This window comes from Ruegeria sp. AI3, assembly GCF_056541245.1.
The window spans coordinates 211,032-228,285 of record NZ_JBQFYA010000005.1; the positions used below are offsets into that span (position 1 = coordinate 211,032).

The 17,254-nt window shown below is 60.0% G+C and carries 19 protein-coding genes; all 19 read left to right on the top strand.

Translation table 11 applies throughout. The features are described from left to right. The first annotated feature begins 104 nt into the window (after positions 1-104). The 19 genes from ACRZ95_RS10335 to nuoG all read left to right on the top strand — a co-directional run bounded on the left by ACRZ95_RS10335 (position 105) and on the right by nuoG (position 17,238). Positions 105-1,631 (top strand): AMP-binding protein, encoded by a 1,527-nt coding sequence (locus ACRZ95_RS10335; protein WP_170678519.1) that lies wholly within the window; start codon positions 105-107, stop codon positions 1,629-1,631. Then, positions 1,628-2,206: a hypothetical protein gene (locus ACRZ95_RS10340; RefSeq protein ID WP_170678521.1), complete on the top strand. Its 579-nt coding sequence runs from the start codon at positions 1,628-1,630 to the stop codon at positions 2,204-2,206. The genes ACRZ95_RS10335 and ACRZ95_RS10340 overlap by 4 nt, the downstream gene beginning before the upstream one ends. Beyond that, positions 2,203-3,807, top strand: a complete 1,605-nt coding sequence (locus ACRZ95_RS10345; RefSeq protein ID WP_170678523.1) for a carboxyl transferase domain-containing protein — start codon at positions 2,203-2,205, stop codon at positions 3,805-3,807. Before ACRZ95_RS10340 ends, ACRZ95_RS10345 begins: the two co-directional genes overlap by 4 nt. Before the next feature lie 455 nt (positions 3,808-4,262). Next, positions 4,263-6,191, top strand: coding sequence for an acetyl-CoA carboxylase biotin carboxylase subunit (locus ACRZ95_RS10350; protein ID WP_170678525.1), 1,929 nt, complete (start codon positions 4,263-4,265; stop codon positions 6,189-6,191). Between the two features lie 79 nt (positions 6,192-6,270). Then, positions 6,271-7,122 (top strand): hydroxymethylglutaryl-CoA lyase, encoded by an 852-nt coding sequence (locus ACRZ95_RS10355; RefSeq protein ID WP_170678527.1) that lies wholly within the window; start codon positions 6,271-6,273, stop codon positions 7,120-7,122. A gap of 1 nt (position 7,123) precedes the next feature. Further along, positions 7,124-7,912, top strand: a complete 789-nt coding sequence (locus ACRZ95_RS10360) for a crotonase/enoyl-CoA hydratase family protein (RefSeq protein WP_170678529.1) — start codon at positions 7,124-7,126, stop codon at positions 7,910-7,912. Between the two features lie 186 nt (positions 7,913-8,098). Beyond that, entirely contained in the window at positions 8,099-8,464 is a 366-nt protein-coding gene (locus tag ACRZ95_RS10365; RefSeq protein ID WP_170375125.1) for an NADH-quinone oxidoreductase subunit A, read from the top strand. Then, complete coding sequence (locus tag ACRZ95_RS10370; RefSeq protein ID WP_037307875.1) at positions 8,455-8,988, top strand: NuoB/complex I 20 kDa subunit family protein; 534 nt, start codon at positions 8,455-8,457, stop codon at positions 8,986-8,988. The genes ACRZ95_RS10365 and ACRZ95_RS10370 overlap by 10 nt, the downstream gene beginning before the upstream one ends. 12 nt (positions 8,989-9,000) lie before the next feature. Continuing rightward, positions 9,001-9,606 (top strand): NADH-quinone oxidoreductase subunit C, encoded by a 606-nt coding sequence (locus ACRZ95_RS10375; protein ID WP_170678530.1) that lies wholly within the window; start codon positions 9,001-9,003, stop codon positions 9,604-9,606. After that, on the top strand, positions 9,606-9,776 hold the full coding sequence (locus ACRZ95_RS10380; RefSeq protein ID WP_170637081.1) for a hypothetical protein: 171 nt from the start codon (positions 9,606-9,608) through the stop codon (positions 9,774-9,776). Before ACRZ95_RS10375 ends, ACRZ95_RS10380 begins: the two co-directional genes overlap by 1 nt. 1 nt (position 9,777) lies before the next feature. Then, the gene (locus tag ACRZ95_RS10385) at positions 9,778-9,900 is read left to right on the top strand and encodes a hypothetical protein (protein WP_480554911.1); all 123 of its coding nucleotides are present in this window, start codon (positions 9,778-9,780) and stop codon (positions 9,898-9,900) included. Then, entirely contained in the window at positions 9,900-11,123 is a 1,224-nt protein-coding gene (locus tag ACRZ95_RS10390; RefSeq protein WP_170678532.1) for an NADH-quinone oxidoreductase subunit D, read from the top strand. The genes ACRZ95_RS10385 and ACRZ95_RS10390 overlap by 1 nt, the downstream gene beginning before the upstream one ends. Then, the gene (gene nuoE, locus ACRZ95_RS10395) at positions 11,123-12,229 is read left to right on the top strand and encodes an NADH-quinone oxidoreductase subunit NuoE (protein ID WP_170678534.1); all 1,107 of its coding nucleotides are present in this window, start codon (positions 11,123-11,125) and stop codon (positions 12,227-12,229) included. Before ACRZ95_RS10390 ends, nuoE begins: the two co-directional genes overlap by 1 nt. A 27-nt stretch (positions 12,230-12,256) precedes the next feature. After that, entirely contained in the window at positions 12,257-12,478 is a 222-nt protein-coding gene (locus tag ACRZ95_RS10400) for a DUF5337 domain-containing protein (RefSeq protein WP_170678536.1), read from the top strand. A 12-nt stretch (positions 12,479-12,490) separates the two neighbouring features. Beyond that, entirely contained in the window at positions 12,491-13,789 is a 1,299-nt protein-coding gene (gene nuoF / locus ACRZ95_RS10405; RefSeq protein WP_170461087.1) for an NADH-quinone oxidoreductase subunit NuoF, read from the top strand. Continuing rightward, positions 13,786-14,292 (top strand): DUF3291 domain-containing protein, encoded by a 507-nt coding sequence (locus ACRZ95_RS10410; RefSeq protein WP_170678538.1) that lies wholly within the window; start codon positions 13,786-13,788, stop codon positions 14,290-14,292. Before nuoF ends, ACRZ95_RS10410 begins: the two co-directional genes overlap by 4 nt. A gap of 80 nt (positions 14,293-14,372) precedes the next feature. Next, entirely contained in the window at positions 14,373-14,717 is a 345-nt protein-coding gene (locus tag ACRZ95_RS10415) for a hypothetical protein (protein ID WP_170678540.1), read from the top strand. Between the two features lie 98 nt (positions 14,718-14,815). Next, the gene (locus ACRZ95_RS10420) at positions 14,816-15,220 is read left to right on the top strand and encodes a DUF5333 domain-containing protein (RefSeq protein ID WP_419738285.1); all 405 of its coding nucleotides are present in this window, start codon (positions 14,816-14,818) and stop codon (positions 15,218-15,220) included. A gap of 2 nt (positions 15,221-15,222) precedes the next feature. Beyond that, the gene (gene nuoG, locus ACRZ95_RS10425) at positions 15,223-17,238 is read left to right on the top strand and encodes an NADH-quinone oxidoreductase subunit NuoG (protein ID WP_170678542.1); all 2,016 of its coding nucleotides are present in this window, start codon (positions 15,223-15,225) and stop codon (positions 17,236-17,238) included. Positions 17,239-17,254: the final 16 nt, after the last annotated feature.

Sequence of the window (17,254 nt, forward strand, 5' to 3'; positions counted from 1 at the left end):
TTTGCACGGGCGCTGCCTGCGCTCTCTGATCTGAGTCAAATTTGCGTGAGCGCACCCGGCAAGTGTGACATAACTGCAGGTCCCGAAAATAAAGGAAAATTTTGATGTCAGGCGATCTGCGCATACCGGGTTTGCGCTCGGCGGGTGGCTGGGATGTCCCCGATCGGCTGAACATGGCGCGCCAGTGTCTGAACCATCCGCCCGAACAGGTCGCCTTGGTCGATCTGACCGAGGGCGAGGAGCGGCCGGTAACTTACGGTCAACTGCACGAGATGGTCGATGGGCTTGCGCGGGCGCTCTTGCCCAAGGTCGAGACCGGTGACCGGGTTGGCGTTTTGCTCAGCCAGTCTCCGTGGTGTGCCGCAGCGCATCTGGCGATCTGGAAGATCGGTGCGATCTCTGTGCCTCTGTTCAAGCTGTTCAAACGGGACGCGCTGCGCTCACGCGTGGCGGATGCCGGGGCAGGGATCGTACTGACGGATGCCGAGGGCGCCGGGCTGCTGGGTGATCTGGCCGAGCCTATAATCGCCCCTGAGGTCGCCCAGCCCGGCCCAGAGCTGCCCTTTGCGGATACCGGCCCCGAAGACCCCGCCGTGCTGATCTATACGTCGGGCACAACCGGCAGCCCCAAGGGTGCTCTGCACGGGCACCGCGTACTGACCGGCCATCTGCCCGGCGTTTCGATCAGTCATAATCACCTGCGCGCGGGGGATTGCCTCTGGACTCCGGCGGATTGGGCCTGGATTGGAGGGCTGTTCGATGTCCTGATGCCGGGCCTGGCGCTGGGCATCCCCGTGGTGGCCACCCGGCTGGACAAATTCACTCCCGAGGCCTGCGCCGATGTGATCGCGCGCGGCGGCGTGCGCAATGTGTTCTTCCCTCCGACCGCGCTGCGGATGCTGAAAGCTGCGGATCAGAGCATTCCCGGCCTGCGTTCGGTCGCGTCAGGGGGCGAGCCTCTGGGCGCCGAGATGCTGGCGTGGGGGCAACAGGCCTTTGGACTGACGATCAACGAGTTCTACGGCCAGACCGAATGCAACATGGTCGTCTCGTCCTGTGCCGAGGATTTCCCGGTGCGCCCCGGCTGTATCGGCAAACCGGTACCAGGCCATGAGGTCGCGGTGATTGGTGAGGACGGCGTACCCACGACCGAAGAGGGCGATGTGGCTGTACGGCGCGGCTCGGCCCCGATGCTGCTGGAATACTGGAACCGGCCCGCGGCGACGGCTGAGAAATTCCGGGGCGACTGGCTGATTACAGGAGACCGAGGCGTGTGGGAGGGCGAGTATCTGCGCTTCGTCGGGCGCGATGATGACGTGATCACCTCAGCCGGATACCGCATCGGCCCGGCTGAGATCGAGGATTGCCTACTGACCCACCCGGCTGTGGCAACGGTCGGCGTGGTCGGCAAGCCCGACCCGCTGCGAACCGAGATCGTGAAGGCCTATGTGGTTTTGAAACCGGGGGCCGAGGCCTCGGGGCCGGAGTTGCAAGATTGGGTCAAGGACCGTCTGGCGCAGTACTCCTATCCGCGAGAGGTGGCGTTTCTGGACGGGTTGCCGATGACGGTGACGGGGAAGGTGATCCGCAAGGAATTGAAGGCGCGGGCGGCTGGGGAGGTTTCCAGATGACACTCCCATTTGACTTCGCGCGTGATACCTCTGTCCTTCCGCAAGCGGTCGCTATCGAGTGCCCGAATTGTCAAAAACCTGCGCGTTTCGTTCCAGCAGAATTAGAAGTCAGCACGAAGGGCTCTGTTGGCAAAGCGCTTGGAAAAGATGTCTTGATCGTGAAGGCAGATCGACCCAAACGAAACTATGCGAATTGGCATCGCGAACATTCGCTGACTTTCGTCGGCCTTGGCGGTACAGACATTCATTCGTCGAGTGCGTTGTATCCGGTGGGCATGTATCGGCACGTTCTGAATTCACTTCATGGCACTTCAATATGCGGCCACTGCCATTCGCCCAGAAAAACCAAACTCAGCTGGCCTCGGGACGCCTTTTACCAACTGAGTTACTCCGGTCGGTTGCTTTGGTTTTACGACCGACAACACGTTGTGGCGATGCTTGAACTGCTGGGTGGAAAGACATCGGTAAACCACCCTTGGCGATATTGGTTCGACAGAAAGCTGCCGACGGTTTTCAAGACCGCCCGTGCCCGCCGACAATTGCCCGCGAAACTAAAGAGGATGCTGCGCGCATGAAACTCACATCCAAAGCCATGCCCGCCTCTGTGGGCTTCAAAGCCAACCGAGCAGCCCATCTCGACGCGCTGGCGCAAATCTCGACCGCGGCGGAAGCAGCCCGGATGGGAGGCGGTGAGAAATCTCGCGCGCGGCACGTCTCTCGGGGCAAGATGCTTCCCAGACGCAGGGTAGCGAACCTGCTCGATCCGGGGTCTCCGTTTCTGGAAATCGGCGCGACGGCGGCGCATGAGATGTATGGGGACGCCGCGCCTTGTGCCGGGGTCATTGCAGGAATTGGCCGGGTGCACGGGCAAGAGGTCATGGTGGTCTGCAACGACGCCACTGTGAAGGGCGGCACATACTACCCGATGACGGTCAAGAAACACCTCCGCGCGCAGGAGATTGCTGAGGAAAACCATCTGCCCTGTATCTATCTGGTCGACAGCGGTGGTGCGAACCTGCCCAATCAGGATGAGGTCTTCCCGGATCGCGACCACTTTGGCCGCATCTTTTACAACCAAGCGCGTATGAGCGCGAAAGGGATCGCGCAGATCGCCGTGGTTATGGGGTCGTGCACGGCCGGCGGGGCTTATGTGCCCGCGATGTCGGATGTCTCGATCATCGTGAAGGAGCAAGGCACGATTTTTCTGGCCGGGCCGCCTCTGGTGAAAGCTGCGACCGGAGAGGTTGTCAGCGCCGAGGATTTGGGCGGCGGCGACGTCCATACCCGTCTGTCCGGTGTGGCAGACTATCTGGCCGAGGATGACGCCCACGCGCTGGCATTGGCGCGACGGGCTGTTGGCTCGCTGAACATGCGCAAGCCGCAGACGGTCGATTGGGCCAGCCCGGAGGACCCAGCTTATGACCCCGAGGAAATCCTCGGCGTTGTTCCCGCTGACCTGCGTACGCCCTACGACATCCGAGAGGTGATCGCGCGTTTGGTCGACGGCTCTCGGTTCGATGAGTTCAAGCCGCGCTTTGGCGAGACGCTGGTGACCGGCTTTGCCCATGTCAAAGGCTGCCCGGTTGGAATCATCGCCAATAACGGCGTGCTGTTTTCCGAAGCCGCGCAGAAGGGCGCGCATTTTGTTGAGCTATGTTCTCAGCGTCGCATCCCGCTGGTGTTCCTGCAGAACATCACCGGCTTTATGGTCGGTCGCAAATACGAGAACGAAGGCATCGCGCGGCATGGGGCCAAGATGGTGACGGCGGTGGCGACAACCTCGGTGCCGAAGATCACGATGCTTGTCGGAGGGTCCTTCGGGGCCGGAAACTATGGCATGGCGGGTCGGGCCTATCAGCCTCGGTTCCTGTGGACCTGGCCGAATTCACGGATTTCCGTGATGGGCGGAGAGCAGGCGGCAGGCGTTCTGGCCACTGTCAAGCGTGACGGGATCGAACGGCAGGGCGGGACCTGGTCGGCCGAGGAGGAGGCCGAATTCAAACGCCCGACTTTGGATATGTTCGAGGAGCAGTCTCATCCGCTCTATGCCTCGGCTCGGTTGTGGGACGATGGCATCATCGACCCACGCAAATCGCGCGATGTCCTGGCATTGTCTCTGAGTGCCGCCTTGAACGCCCCGATCGAGGAAACGCGTTTCGGCGTGTTCAGGATGTAATTGCCCAATGGACACACATTTCACGAAATTGAACGAAGATTGGAACGCGGATCCGAATGCGCCGATGCCTGCGGTTGCAAAAGCAGGTTGTGATCTCTGGCTACGGTTTTGCCCAAATGAGTGGTTGAACCCATCGCATCTGGCACGAGGGCACTTGTATATCCGGTTTGTTGGTTGTCAGCGATTTCGTTTCACGTCGATCAATGATCACGGGTGGTTCGGTGGGCAGTGCAGATTCAGCAAAGTGGCGCCAGCTTGGGGAGAGTTTTACGAGGTGGATGGCGACTTTAGGGAAGGTCAGGACGAGACACCTTGGACCATAATGTCGACCAGGTCTGATCCTGCGAGAAACTTTCTGTTCTATTTCCGCGATGAAGCTTTCGAATGCACTGCATCCTCTTGGAGCCTAAGCACCGAATGCTCGTCTGGTTCTATCTTCGAAGAGGCGGTTTGCCATGTTCAGTAAAATCCTAATCGCAAACCGTGGCGAGATTGCTTGTCGGGTCATTGAAACCGCTCAGAAAATGGGTGTGTCCTGTGTGGCTGTGTATTCGGATGCGGATGCCTCGGCAAAGCATGTGCAGATGGCAGATGAGGCGGTGCATATTGGTGCGGCCGCTCCGGCGAAGAGCTATCTGAAGGGAGATGTGATCATCCAGGCGGCGCTCGAGACCGGGGCGCAGGCGATCCATCCCGGCTATGGGTTTCTGTCCGAGAATCCAGATTTCGTGGATGCGGTTGAGGCCGCGGGGCTTACATTCATTGGTCCCTCGGCGGATGCGATCCGCAAGATGGGCCTCAAGGATGCGGCCAAGGCTTTGATGGAGGACGCAGGCGTTCCCGTTGTGCCGGGATATCACGGTGACAATCAGGACCCCGCTCATCTGGCCGAGGCAGCCGCGGCCATTGGCTATCCCGTGCTGATCAAGGCGGTTGCAGGCGGCGGCGGCAAAGGTATGCGGTTGGTCGAGACTCCCGAAGCGTTCTCGGACGCTTTGGACAGTGCGCGCGGTGAGGCAAAGACCGCCTTTGGCAATGATGCGGTTCTGGTCGAAAAATTCGTAGCCAAACCTCGGCATATCGAAGTTCAGGTCTTTGGCGATGGCACCCATGCGGTGCATCTGTTCGAGCGGGACTGCTCGCTGCAACGGCGACATCAGAAGGTGATCGAAGAGGCTCCGGCCCCTGGCATGACACCCGAGATGCGCGAGGCGATGGGGCAGGCCGGTGTGCGTGCGGCAGAGGCGATTGGCTACAAAGGGGCCGGGACGGTTGAGTTCATCGTCGACGCGTCCGAAGGGCTGCGGCCGGATCGCTTCTGGTTCATGGAAATGAACACGCGCCTTCAGGTTGAACATCCGGTGACCGAGGCGATCACGGGCGTTGATCTGGTCGAATGGCAGTTGCGCGTTGCCGCGGGTGAGAGCCTGCCGAAGCAGCAGAATGACCTGTCGATCAACGGTCACGCGTTTGAGGCGCGGCTTTATGCCGAGGATGTGCCCAAGGGCTTTTTGCCCGCAACGGGAACTCTGACCCATCTGCGATTTCCGCCTGAGTGCCGCGCGGACAGTGGCGTGCGGGCGGGGGATACGATCAGCCCCTGGTATGATCCGATGATCGCCAAGGTCGTCGTGCATGGCCCGACCCGCGCGGTCGCGCTGGAAAGCCTGCATCGCGCTCTGCGCCAGACCGAGGTTGCCGGGACGGTGACCAATCTGGCCTTCCTTGGCGCTCTGACGCGCCATGGTGGTTTTGCCTCGGGCGATGTGGATACGGGTCTGATCGCGCGCGATCTTGAGGATCTGGTCCAAGCGGCGGACGCGAGCAATGCCTCCGTGGTGGCTGCGGCGATGACAGCGCTGGGGCTGACGGAGACAACGTCAGAGACAGGCTTCACCCTGTGGGGGCCGTTGCACCGGGCCGTACAGCTGATGCGCGAGGGCGAAGTTCTTGATCTGGATGTTCAGGTCGAAAGCCCGCACCGGCAGGTCTGGACCGTGGATGATGCGCAGGTGATTGCGCAGCACAATGGTGGTTGGGTCGTTGATGGACAACGCATGCCCCATGTCGGCGTCGCTGGGCCTCAGATCACGGTGTTTGAAGACTATGGGCAGGTGTTCGAAATCGTTGACCCCTTGGATCGCGATGCCAGCGCTGCCGGAGATACCAACGTGATCGAGGCGCCGATGCCGGGTCTGGTCAAGGCCGTCTTTGCCTCGGCAGGGCAAGCGGTGAAAGAGGGCGACCGGCTGGCGATTCTGGAAGCCATGAAGATGGAGCATTCACTGCTTGCGGCGCGCGACGGTGTGGTGGCCGAGGTGTTGGCCGACGCAGGCGCTCAGGTTGAGGCCGGGGCGGCACTCGTTCGCTTGGCTGAGGATTGATCTGTTCGGGCCGTGCATTGCGTGGCACAGTCAGACCATCCGTATGTAAAACGAAAAGAAGCCGGGAAGGGATGCGCTGATGAAAGAACGGGTCGAGATATTCGAGGTCGGGCCAAGGGATGGGCTTCAGAACGAAAAGCGCGAGATTCCGGTGGCCGAGAAGGTGGCGCTGGTCGATTGTCTGAGCCGCGCCGGGTTCAATCGAATTGAGGTGGCCAGTTTCGTATCTCCCAAATGGGTGCCGCAGATGGCAGGAAGCGGAGCGGTTCTGGCTGGGATCAAACGGGCCGAGGGCGTGCGCTACGCGGCGCTGACGCCGAACATGCGCGGCTATGAAGGCGCGCTGGCGGCCAAAGCGGATGAGATCGCAGTGTTTGCATCAGCCTCCGAGGGGTTTTCGAAAGCCAACATCAACGCGACCATCGCGGAATCCATCGAACGATTCGTGCCGATCCTTGAGGCTGCGCGTCATATCGACCTGCCGGTCCGGGGATATGTCTCATGCGTGACCGATTGCCCATATGATGGTCCGACCCCACCCGAAAAAGTGGCTGAGGTCGCGGACGCTCTGTTCGCGCATGGGTGCTATGAGATTTCGCTGGGCGACACGATCGGGCAGGGAACCCCGGACAAGATTGCGCATATGCTGCTGGCGGTGCGCGACAGAGTGCCCGTTACCCGGCTTGCGGGCCATTTCCACAACACCAACGGGCGGGCGATGGACAATATTGATGCCTCGCTGGCGCTGGGCGTGCGGGTGTTTGATGCTGCGGTCGGTGGTTTGGGGGGATGCCCCTATGCACCCGGCGCGGCTGGCAATGTCGCGACCGAAGCCGTCGCCGCCCATCTGGAGCGGCTGGGATATGAGACCGGTCTGGACGCAGCAGTTTTGGACGAAGCCGCGCAGATGGCGCAGGCAATGAGAGGCTGACATGTTTGAAACGATTGCGGTCGTCACAGATGACCGGGGTGTTGCGACGCTGACCCTGTCGCGCGCCGAAAAGCACAATGCCATGTCGGCGCAGATGATTAGCGAATTGACCCAGGCAGCGGTGCAACTGGGCTGCGACGAGGCGGTGCGCGTTGCTGTGTTGACCGGTTCTGGCAAGAGCTTCTGCGCCGGGGGCGATCTGGGGTGGATGCGCGATCAGATGGCGGCGGATGCCGAGACCCGATTTACCGAGGCGCGCAAGCTGGCGGAAATGCTGCAGGCGCTGAACGAGATGCCCAAACCTCTGATTGGTGCATTGCAAGGCAACGCGTTTGGCGGTGGTGTCGGGCTGGCCTCGGTCTGCGATGTGGCAGTGGGCGTTGACACCCTGAAAATGGGCCTGACCGAGACCCGGCTGGGCCTGATCCCGGCGACGATTGGGCCTTACGTAATCGCGCGGATGGGTGAGGCCCGCGCGCGGCGTGTTTTCATGTCGGCGCGTTTGTTTGACGCGGCTGAGGCGGTGGAGCTTGGACTGTTGGCAAAAGCGGTGCCAGCCGATCAACTCATGCGCGCTGTCGAGGATGAAATCACCCCCTACCTGTCCTGTGCGCCGGGGGCTGTGGCGTCGGCTAAGGCCTTGGTTCAAAACCTCGGCCCGCGTCTTGACGACAGTGTGATTGACCATACCATCCAAGCGTTGGTCGCCCGATGGGAAACGCCGGAAGCACGCGAAGGCATCGAAGCATTCTTTGAAAAACGTAACCCCAAGTGGAACAACAAAGATTAACTTGGGGCGTCTATTGTCCGCTGAGGCGAAATCGGGGTGATTCCCGAAGGTCTGTCAAGGGGATGAATGACGTGGTGCGCGCTTGTGTTCGGTTGACCCTCTGACCGCGTGGGGCTAGAGAAAGTCGAGTCAACACGCCAATTGACGGCGCCCTCCGAAAGGAGATGCGCAGGAAAGGAGCTAGACGTGGAAGACCTGCTGCGGGAGTATCTCCCTATTCTGGTGTTTCTGGCCGTAGCCATCGGCCTGGGAATTGTCCTGATTCTGGCAGCTGTCGTTCTGGCAGTTCGCAACCCCGATCCCGAAAAAGTCAGCGCCTATGAATGCGGCTTCAACGCGTTTGATGACGCCCGTATGAAGTTCGATGTGCGCTTCTATCTGGTTTCGATCCTTTTCATCATTTTCGACCTCGAGATTGCTTTCCTGTTCCCTTGGGCGGTGGGCTTTAAGGACATCAGCGATGTGGGATTTTGGTCGATGATGGTCTTCCTGGGCGTTTTGACCATCGGCTTTGCCTATGAATGGAAGAAGGGGGCCCTGGAATGGGAGTGATGACGGGTGCAAATACCGCCGGCGTCGACAAAGAAGTCGCCACCCAGGCCCTCAATGCCGAGCTGCAGGACAAAGGCTTCCTGCTGACCTCGACCGAAGACATCATAAATTGGGCGCGGACCGGGTCTTTGCATTGGATGACCTTTGGTCTGGCCTGCTGCGCAGTTGAGATGATGCATACCTCGATGCCGCGCTATGACGCGGAACGGTTTGGCATCGCACCGCGTGCCTCGCCGCGCCAGTCCGACGTGATGATTGTGGCCGGGACGTTGACCAACAAGATGGCTCCGGCGCTGCGCAAGGTCTACGACCAGATGCCCGAGCCACGCTATGTGATCTCGATGGGGTCCTGTGCGAATGGTGGCGGCTACTACCACTATTCCTATTCTGTCGTGCGCGGTTGTGACCGTATCGTTCCGGTAGACATTTATGTCCCGGGCTGCCCTCCGACCGCTGAGGCGCTGCTCTACGGCTTGATGCAGCTGCAACGCAAAATTCGCCGCACCGGCACGATCGTGCGCTAAGGGAGAGGGCGGATGAGCGAAGCACTCAAGGAACTCGGTACGCATCTGGAGCTGAAACGGTCCGACTGTGTGTTGTCCTGGGATGTCACCCATGGTGAGCTGAATGTGGATGTGGCGCCGTCGAACCTCGTCGAATTCATCGAATTCCTCAAAAGCGACCGATCCTGCCAGTTCTCGACGCTGATCGATATCACGGGCGTTGATTACCCCGAACGCGCCAAGCGGTTCGACGTGGTCTATCACTTCCTGTCGATGTATCAGAACCAACGCATTCGTCTGCGGGTCTCCATTCGGGAAGAAGACATGGTACCCTCGATCGCTGATACGCATCCCTCGGCCAACTGGTTCGAGCGTGAGGTATTCGACATGTTCGGCATCCTGTTCTCGGGCCATCCTGACCTGCGGCGCATCCTGACCGACTATGGCTTCCGTGGCTATCCGCTGCGCAAGGATTTCCCGACCACCGGCTACACCGAAGTGCGATATGACGAGGCGCAGAAACGCGTCGTTTATGAACCCGTTTCGCTGGTGCAGGAATATCGCCAATTTGATTTCATGTCTCCGTGGGAGGGTGCGAACTATATCCTGCCCGGGGACGAGAAACCGGAGGCCGAATGATGGGCACGCTATTTTGGCTGATCTGTGCACTGACTGCCGTACCCATGCTGAAGCTGTTGCCGCATTTTGGGATCAACAAGTATTGGGCCTTTGCGTGCATCGTTCCGATTGGTGTCCCGATTTTGGCCTGGCTTATGGCCATGAAACTGCAAGAGATGGAGCGCCGCTGAGATGATTGGGGAACTCATCTTTCTGGGTGCGCTGGGTGTTTTGCTGACCGGGGCTGCCGCAAAGGCGGCTGAGGCGGAAAAGGTTAGGGTGCGGGCCGAAGCAAAGAAGAAACGGGGGCGGTGATGGACGGCTCAAGATATGATGACGGCAGTACGGACGCGCTAAGCGGCGAACAGAAGATCCGCAATTTCAACATCAACTTCGGACCGCAACACCCTGCCGCGCATGGAGTTTTGCGTTTGGTGCTTGAGCTGGACGGAGAGATCGTAGAGCGCTGCGATCCGCATATCGGTCTGCTGCACCGTGGCACCGAAAAGCTGATGGAAAGCCGGACGTATCTTCAGAACCTGCCGTATTTCGACCGTCTGGATTACGTGGCACCGATGAACCAGGAACATGCCTGGTGTCTGGCGATTGAGAAATTGACTGGGGTTGAAGTGCCGCGCCGGGGCTCGCTGATCCGGGTTCTGTATTCCGAGATCGGGCGTATCCTGAACCACCTGCTGAACGTGACCACACAGGCGATGGATGTGGGCGCTCTGACTCCGCCGCTGTGGGGCTTTGAAGAGCGCGAAAAGCTGATGGTGTTCTATGAGCGCGCCTGTGGTGCCCGCCTGCACGCCGCCTATTTCCGCCCCGGCGGCGTCCATCAGGACCTGCCGCCCGAACTGCTGGACGATATCGAGGCCTGGAGCCACGAATTCCCCGCCGTTCTCGACGACATCGACGGGTTGTTGACCGAAAACCGCATCTTCAAACAGCGCAACGCCGATATTGGCGTCGTGACCGAGGATGACATTCAGAAATACGGCTTCTCTGGCGTTATGGTCCGTGGCTCGGGCCTCGCATGGGACCTGCGCCGTGCGCAGCCCTATGAGTGCTACGACGAGTTCGATTTCCAGATCCCTGTCGGTAAGAATGGCGACTGCTATGACCGTTATCTCTGCCGCATGGAAGAGATGCGTCAGTCGCTGCTGATCATCCGTCAGGCCATTGCCAAGATCCGCGACTGCCCGGGCGACGTTTTGGCACGCGGCAAGATCACCCCGCCGAAACGCTCTGACATGAAGACCTCGATGGAGAGCCTGATCCATCATTTCAAACTGTATACCGAAGGCTTCCACGTCCCCGCAGGCGAGGTCTACGTGGCCGTCGAGGCCCCCAAGGGCGAGTTTGGCGTCTATCTCGTTGCCGACGGCACCAACAAACCCTACCGCGCCAAACTCCGCGCACCGGGTTTCCTGCATCTGCAAGCCATGGATCACGTCGCCAAAGGCCACCAACTGGCGGACGTCGCTGCCATTATCGGTACCATGGACGTCGTATTTGGAGAGATTGACCGCTAATGCTCCGCCGTCTTCATCCCGAACAACCTGATAGCTTTGCCTTCACCGCTGCCAACCAGAAATGGGCCGAAGCGCAGATCACCAAATACCCTGAGGGCCGCCAAGCCAGTGCGGTGATCCCTCTGCTTTGGCGCGCGCAAGAGCAGGAGGGCTGGCTGTCCCGCCCGGCAATTGAATCCGTCGCCGACATGCTGGGCATGGCCTATATTCGCGTGCTCGAGGTCGCCTCGTTCTACTTCATGTTCCAACTGCAGCCGGTCGGCTCTGTGGCGCATATTCAGGTGTGTGGCACGACCTCATGCATGATTTGCGGTGCCGAGGATCTTATTGCGGTCTGCAAGGAAAAGATCGCAGCCAAGCCACACGTGCTATCCGCCGATGGCAAGCTGAGCTGGGAAGAGGTGGAATGCCTCGGGTCCTGTACGAATGCCCCGATGGCGCAGATTGGCAAGGATTACTACGAAGACCTGACCGCCGAGAGTTTTGGCAAGATCATTGACGATCTGGCTGCGGGCAAGGTGCCCACGCCTGGCCCTCAGAACGGGCGATATGCGGCTGAGCCTTTGAAAGGCCTCAGCAGCCTAACCGAACATGACGCTGGAAAGCCGGAACACAATGCCAGCGTGGCCTTGGCGGCCGAACTAGGCGATACGGTCAAGCGGATCGACGGGACTGAGGTTCCGATCCTCACGCCTTGGCTGGGGAAAGACGGCAAACAGGCTGGGGCATCGGCGGCGGCGAAACCGCCCAAAGCGCCCGAGCCACCGAAACCTGCCGTCAAACAGGCCGCTGAGGCCAAAGCGAAAGAAGTCGAGGAAGATAAACCCCGAACGCTGACCGAGGCGCGTGGGGGTCTGCCGGATGACCTCAAGATGCTCAAAGGTGTGGGGCCGAAGCTGGAAAAGACGCTGAACGAGCTGGGCTTTTTCCACTATGATCAGATCGCAGCCTGGACGCCCGAGCACGTGGCCTGGGTGGATGCGCGCCTGAAGTTCAAGGGCCGGATCGAACGCGATGGCTGGATTGAGCAAGCGGCCAAGCTGGCCGTTGGGGATGAGACCGAATTCGCCAAACGTGCCAAGGAAGACGGCACTTACGAAGACTAAACGCCCCTGTAAGGGCTCAAGGACGAGATGGACAAGGACAAAGAACAAGCCATAGCCCGCAAGGGTCGACATATCGGCATCGTCATCGCCGTGACGATGGTGATTTGGCTTGGCATGACTTTGTTCATCGGCCCTGCGATTGGAATGCCGGGGCGCTATGCGCTGCTATTTGATTTCGCCGCTTTGGCCGGGTTCATCTATGCAGGCGTCAACATATTTCAACTCTGGCGCATGCGTCAGGACAGCTGAGGGTAACACGCGATGCTGAAGGATCAGGACCGGATCTTTACCAACATCTACGGGATGCACGAGCGTACTCTGCGCGGCGCGCAGGCCCGAGGGCATTGGGATGGCACCGCTGGTCTGATCGAAAAGGGCCGGGATTGGATCATCCAGACGATGAAAGACTCGGGCCTACGTGGGCGCGGTGGCGCGGGCTTCCCAACTGGCCTGAAATGGTCGTTCATGCCAAAAGAGAGCGACGGGCGCCCGTCTTATCTGGTCGTGAATGCGGACGAATCCGAACCGGGCACCTGCAAAGACCGTGAGATCATGCGCCACGATCCGCATACGCTGATCGAAGGCTGCCTGATCGCCTCTTTCGCAATGAATGCGCATACCTGCTACATCTACCTGCGCGGCGAATATATCCGCGAACGTGAGGCGTTGCAGGCCGCGATTGATGAGGCTTATGACGCCGGGTTGTTGGGCAAGAACGCGGCTGGTTCGGGCTGGGATTTCGACATCTTCCTGCATCACGGCGCGGGCGCTTACATCTGCGGCGAAGAAACTGCGCTTATCGAAAGCCTTGAGGGCAAGAAGGGCATGCCACGCATGAAGCCTCCGTTCCCGGCGGGGGCTGGCCTCTATGGCTGCCCGACCACGGTGAACAACGTGGAGTCCATCGCCGTTGTACCGACCATCCTGCGCCGGGGCGCGGATTGGTTCGCGGGCTTTGGTCGTCAGAATAATGCGGGCACCAAGCTGTTTGCAATCTCGGGCCATGTGAACAACCCTTGCGTCGTTGAAGAGGCGATGTCGATCCCGTTCGAGCAGCTGATCGAAACCCATTGCGGAGGCATTCGTGGCGGCTGGGATAACCTATTGGCCGTCATTCCGGGTGGATCGTCCGTTCCTTGCGTGCGCGGTGAGAATATGCGCGATGCGATCATGGATTTCGACTACCTGCGAGGTGAGCTGGGTTCGGGCCTTGGGACGGCGGCGGTGATCGTGATGGACAAGTCCACCGACATCATCAAGGCGATCTGGCGGCTGTCGAAATTCTACAAGCACGAAAGCTGCGGCCAGTGTACACCCTGCCGCGAAGGCACCGGCTGGATGATGCGGGTGATGGACCGCCTTGTGCGCGGCGAGGCCGAGTTGGAAGAGATCGACATGCTGTTTGACGTGACCAAACAGGTCGAAGGCCACACGATCTGCGCCTTGGGCGATGCGGCGGCCTGGCCGATTCAGGGCCTGATCCGCAATTTCCGCGAAGAGATAGAGGACCGCATCAAGGCACAGAAATCAGGCCGCATGGGGGCGATGGCAGCGGAATGATCAGGCAGCCTGACGGATATCATCTGGCCGAACTGAATATTGGCCGCCTGCTGGCCCCGACGGATGACCCTCGGGTGGCTGAGTTCATGGCCAATCTCGACAAGGTCAATGGCTTGGGCAAGCGGATGCCGGGCTTTGTGTGGATGATGGAAGGCTCGGGTGAGCCGGGAACCGGGAATACGGAAAACGCGATTGGGGGCGATCCTCAATTTGTTGCCAACCTGACGGTCTGGGAAGATGTCGCGAGCTTTGAGACATTTGTCTGGGGCACCATACACAAACAGTTTTACGACCGCCGTCAGGAGTGGTTTGAACTGCTGGGGGATCAGCATTTCGTTATGTGGTGGGTGCCCGCGGGGCACCAGCCGGATCTGGATGAAGCCATGGCGCGGCTGGAGCGTCTGCGCCAGGAAGGTCCAAGTGAACACGCCTTTGGATGGGCGGATTTGAAACAAGCAAGCAAGTGGCGCGACAATCGTTGCGCTCAGGTCGCAGCGGAGTGAGCGGGATGACACACCATTCTGATCGCGCGCGCAGCCGCCCAGATGCCAGCCATCTGACAGGAATAAACAAAGTGAAGACTATGAAACTCTCAACCTTGGCTGGCCTTGCAGGGCTTGTGCTGATCTCGGGTTGCACCGTCACCTCGTCCAAGGATCGTGTGTTGTTTGACGGGCAGTTTTTCCGCGCCAAAGCCAAGTCAGTCGACAAGCGCAACACCCCGACCGAGTTCACTGTAGTCGTGAACAACGTGTCAGCATCGCTTGACGGCGCGCGTGAGGCTGGCCGGTTCGAAGGCACCAAATTCTGCATCCAGAACTTCGGCTCGTCGCGTATTGTCTGGAAGGTTGGCCCGGATACCGAACCGCAGAACCTGCGCATCAGCGACGACAAACTGATTTTTGCGGGAACCTGCCAAAGACCATGAGGCTGTTTTCCGCATATCACGGCAGGGCCAGCGGTCTGTTATTGCATAGCAGACAGGGCGACACCCATCTTGGTCGATCCAAGATGAAAGGACCTGTCATGTCTTATGCGAAAACACTTGCCATCGGTCTTGCGCTGATGATCCCAGCGATCGCCGAGGCCAAGCCGCCTCTGCGTGAGGTGAAACAGATTGACAATGAACTGTACTACATTGCGGTCGCGAAAGAGATTTCGGACTATTGCCCCTCGATCAGCGGGCGGAAGCTGAAAGCGATCAACGTGATGTGGGGACTGCGGTCCGAGGCGAACAGCCTCGGCTACTCGGACCAAGAGATCCGGGCCTATGTCGAGTCTGACGCCGAAAAAGACCGGATGCGCGCCAAGGGTGAGGCTTATCTAGCCTCCAACGGCGTGACCTACGAGAACCCGAATTCCTTCTGCACGTTGGGACGGAAGGAAATCGACAGAAACAGCGCCATCGGCGTTTATTTGAGGGCGAACTGACGATGTCTGACCTCCGCAAGATCAATATCGACGGGCAGGAAATCGAAGTCGATGGTGCCATGACCCTGATCCAGGCCTGTGAAGAGGCCGGGGTCGAGGTGCCGCGCTTCTGCTACCACGAACGTCTTTCGATTGCGGGGAACTGCCGGATGTGTCTGGTTGAGGTCGTGGGCGGCCCTCCGAAACCTGCGGCCTCCTGCGCAATGCAGGTGCGGGATCTGCGTCCCGGGCCGGAAGGGCAACCGCCTCAGGTCAAGACGAACTCGCCCATGGTCAAGAAGGCCCGCGAAGGGGTGATGGAGTTTTTGCTGATCAACCATCCTCTGGACTGCCCGATCTGTGATCAGGGGGGGGAGTGCGACCTGCAGGATCAGGCGATGGCCTATGGTGTTTCGGGTTCGCGCTTCAAAGAAGCCAAGCGCGCCGTTGACGATCTGGATCTGGGGCCGCTGGTCGGCACCGCGATGACCCGTTGCATCAGCTGTACGCGCTGCGTACGCTTCACGACCGAGGTCGCCGGCATCACTCAGATGGGTCAGACGGGGCGGGGCGAGGATGCCGAGATCACCTCTTACCTGAACCAGACGCTGCACTCGAACCTGCAGGGTAACATCATTGATCTGTGCCCCGTGGGGGCGCTGACTTCGAAGCCCTATGCCTTCACCGCGCGTCCGTGGGAATTGACCAAGACCGAGAGCATTGACGTGATGGATGCCTTGGGGTCGAACATCCGCGTGGACACCAAAGGGCGTGAAGTGATGCGATTCCTCCCGCGCAACCATGATGGCGTGAACGAGGAATGGATCAGCGACAAAACCCGGTTCGTCTGGGACGGGTTGCGCCGTCAGCGTCTGGACCGTCCTTACGTGCGCGAAAACGGCAAGCTGCGCCCGGCCTCGTGGCCTGAGGCGCTGACCAAGGCTGCTGAAGCGCTGAAAGGGGCCGAAAAACCGGCGGGTCTCGTCGGTGATATTGCCCCGGTTGAGGCGATCTTTGCGCTGAAACAGATGATCGAAGGGCAGGGCGGCGTTGTCGAATGCCGTACGGACGGGGCCAAGCTGCCCGCGGGCAACCGTGGGGCTTATGCTGGGACCGCCGCAATCGAAGATATCGACATGGCTGAGCGTATTCTGCTGATCGGCACCAATCCACGCGATGAGGCTCCGGTTCTGAATGCCCGCATCCGCAAGGCCTGGGCGCATGGGGCCGAGGTGGCTCTGGTCGGCCCGGCATCCGATCTGACCTATGAATACCACCACATGGGCGATGACCGCGCCGCGTTGCAAAAGGTCGTCGACTTGGGCGGCGATGATGAGATCAAAGCAAAACGCTCTTTGGTCATTGTAGGGCAAGGCGCGCTGCAAGAGGCAGATGGCGCCGCTGTTTTGGCCGCCGCGCAAGCCATTGCAAGCAATACCGAAAGTGGCCTGATCGTGCTGCACACCGCCGCCGCGCGGGTCGGTGCGATGGATTTGGATGCCACCAACGACGGTGGTATGGATGCCGTCAGCGCGGCGGACGTGATCTATAACCTCGGCGCAGATGAAGTCGAAATCGGCGACGGTGCATTTGTCATCTATCAGGGCAGCCATGGGGACCGTGGCGCGCACCGCGCTGATGTGATCCTGCCCGCCGCCGCCTATACCGAGGAAAACGGGTTGTTCGTGAACACCGAAGGCCGCCCTCAGCTGGCCATGCGTGCGGGCTTTGCGCCGGGAGAGGCCAAAGAAAACTGGGCCATCTTGCGTGCGCTCTCGGCCGATTTGGGTGCGACGTTGCCCTTCGATTCCTTGGCGCAATTGCGGACCGCGTTGATCGAGGCGGTACCGCATCTGGCGCATATCGACGAAGTGATCGCGAACGAGGTGCAACCGCTTGAGGCTGGTACACTGGGCAAGGCGAGTTTCCGCAATGCGGTCAAGGATTTCTACCTGACCAACCCGATCGCGCGCGCCTCGCAACTGATGGCCGAGCTGTCGGCGCAGGCGAAAAACACAGACAGGATGGCCGCAGAATGATCCGTCCCGCAGAGAT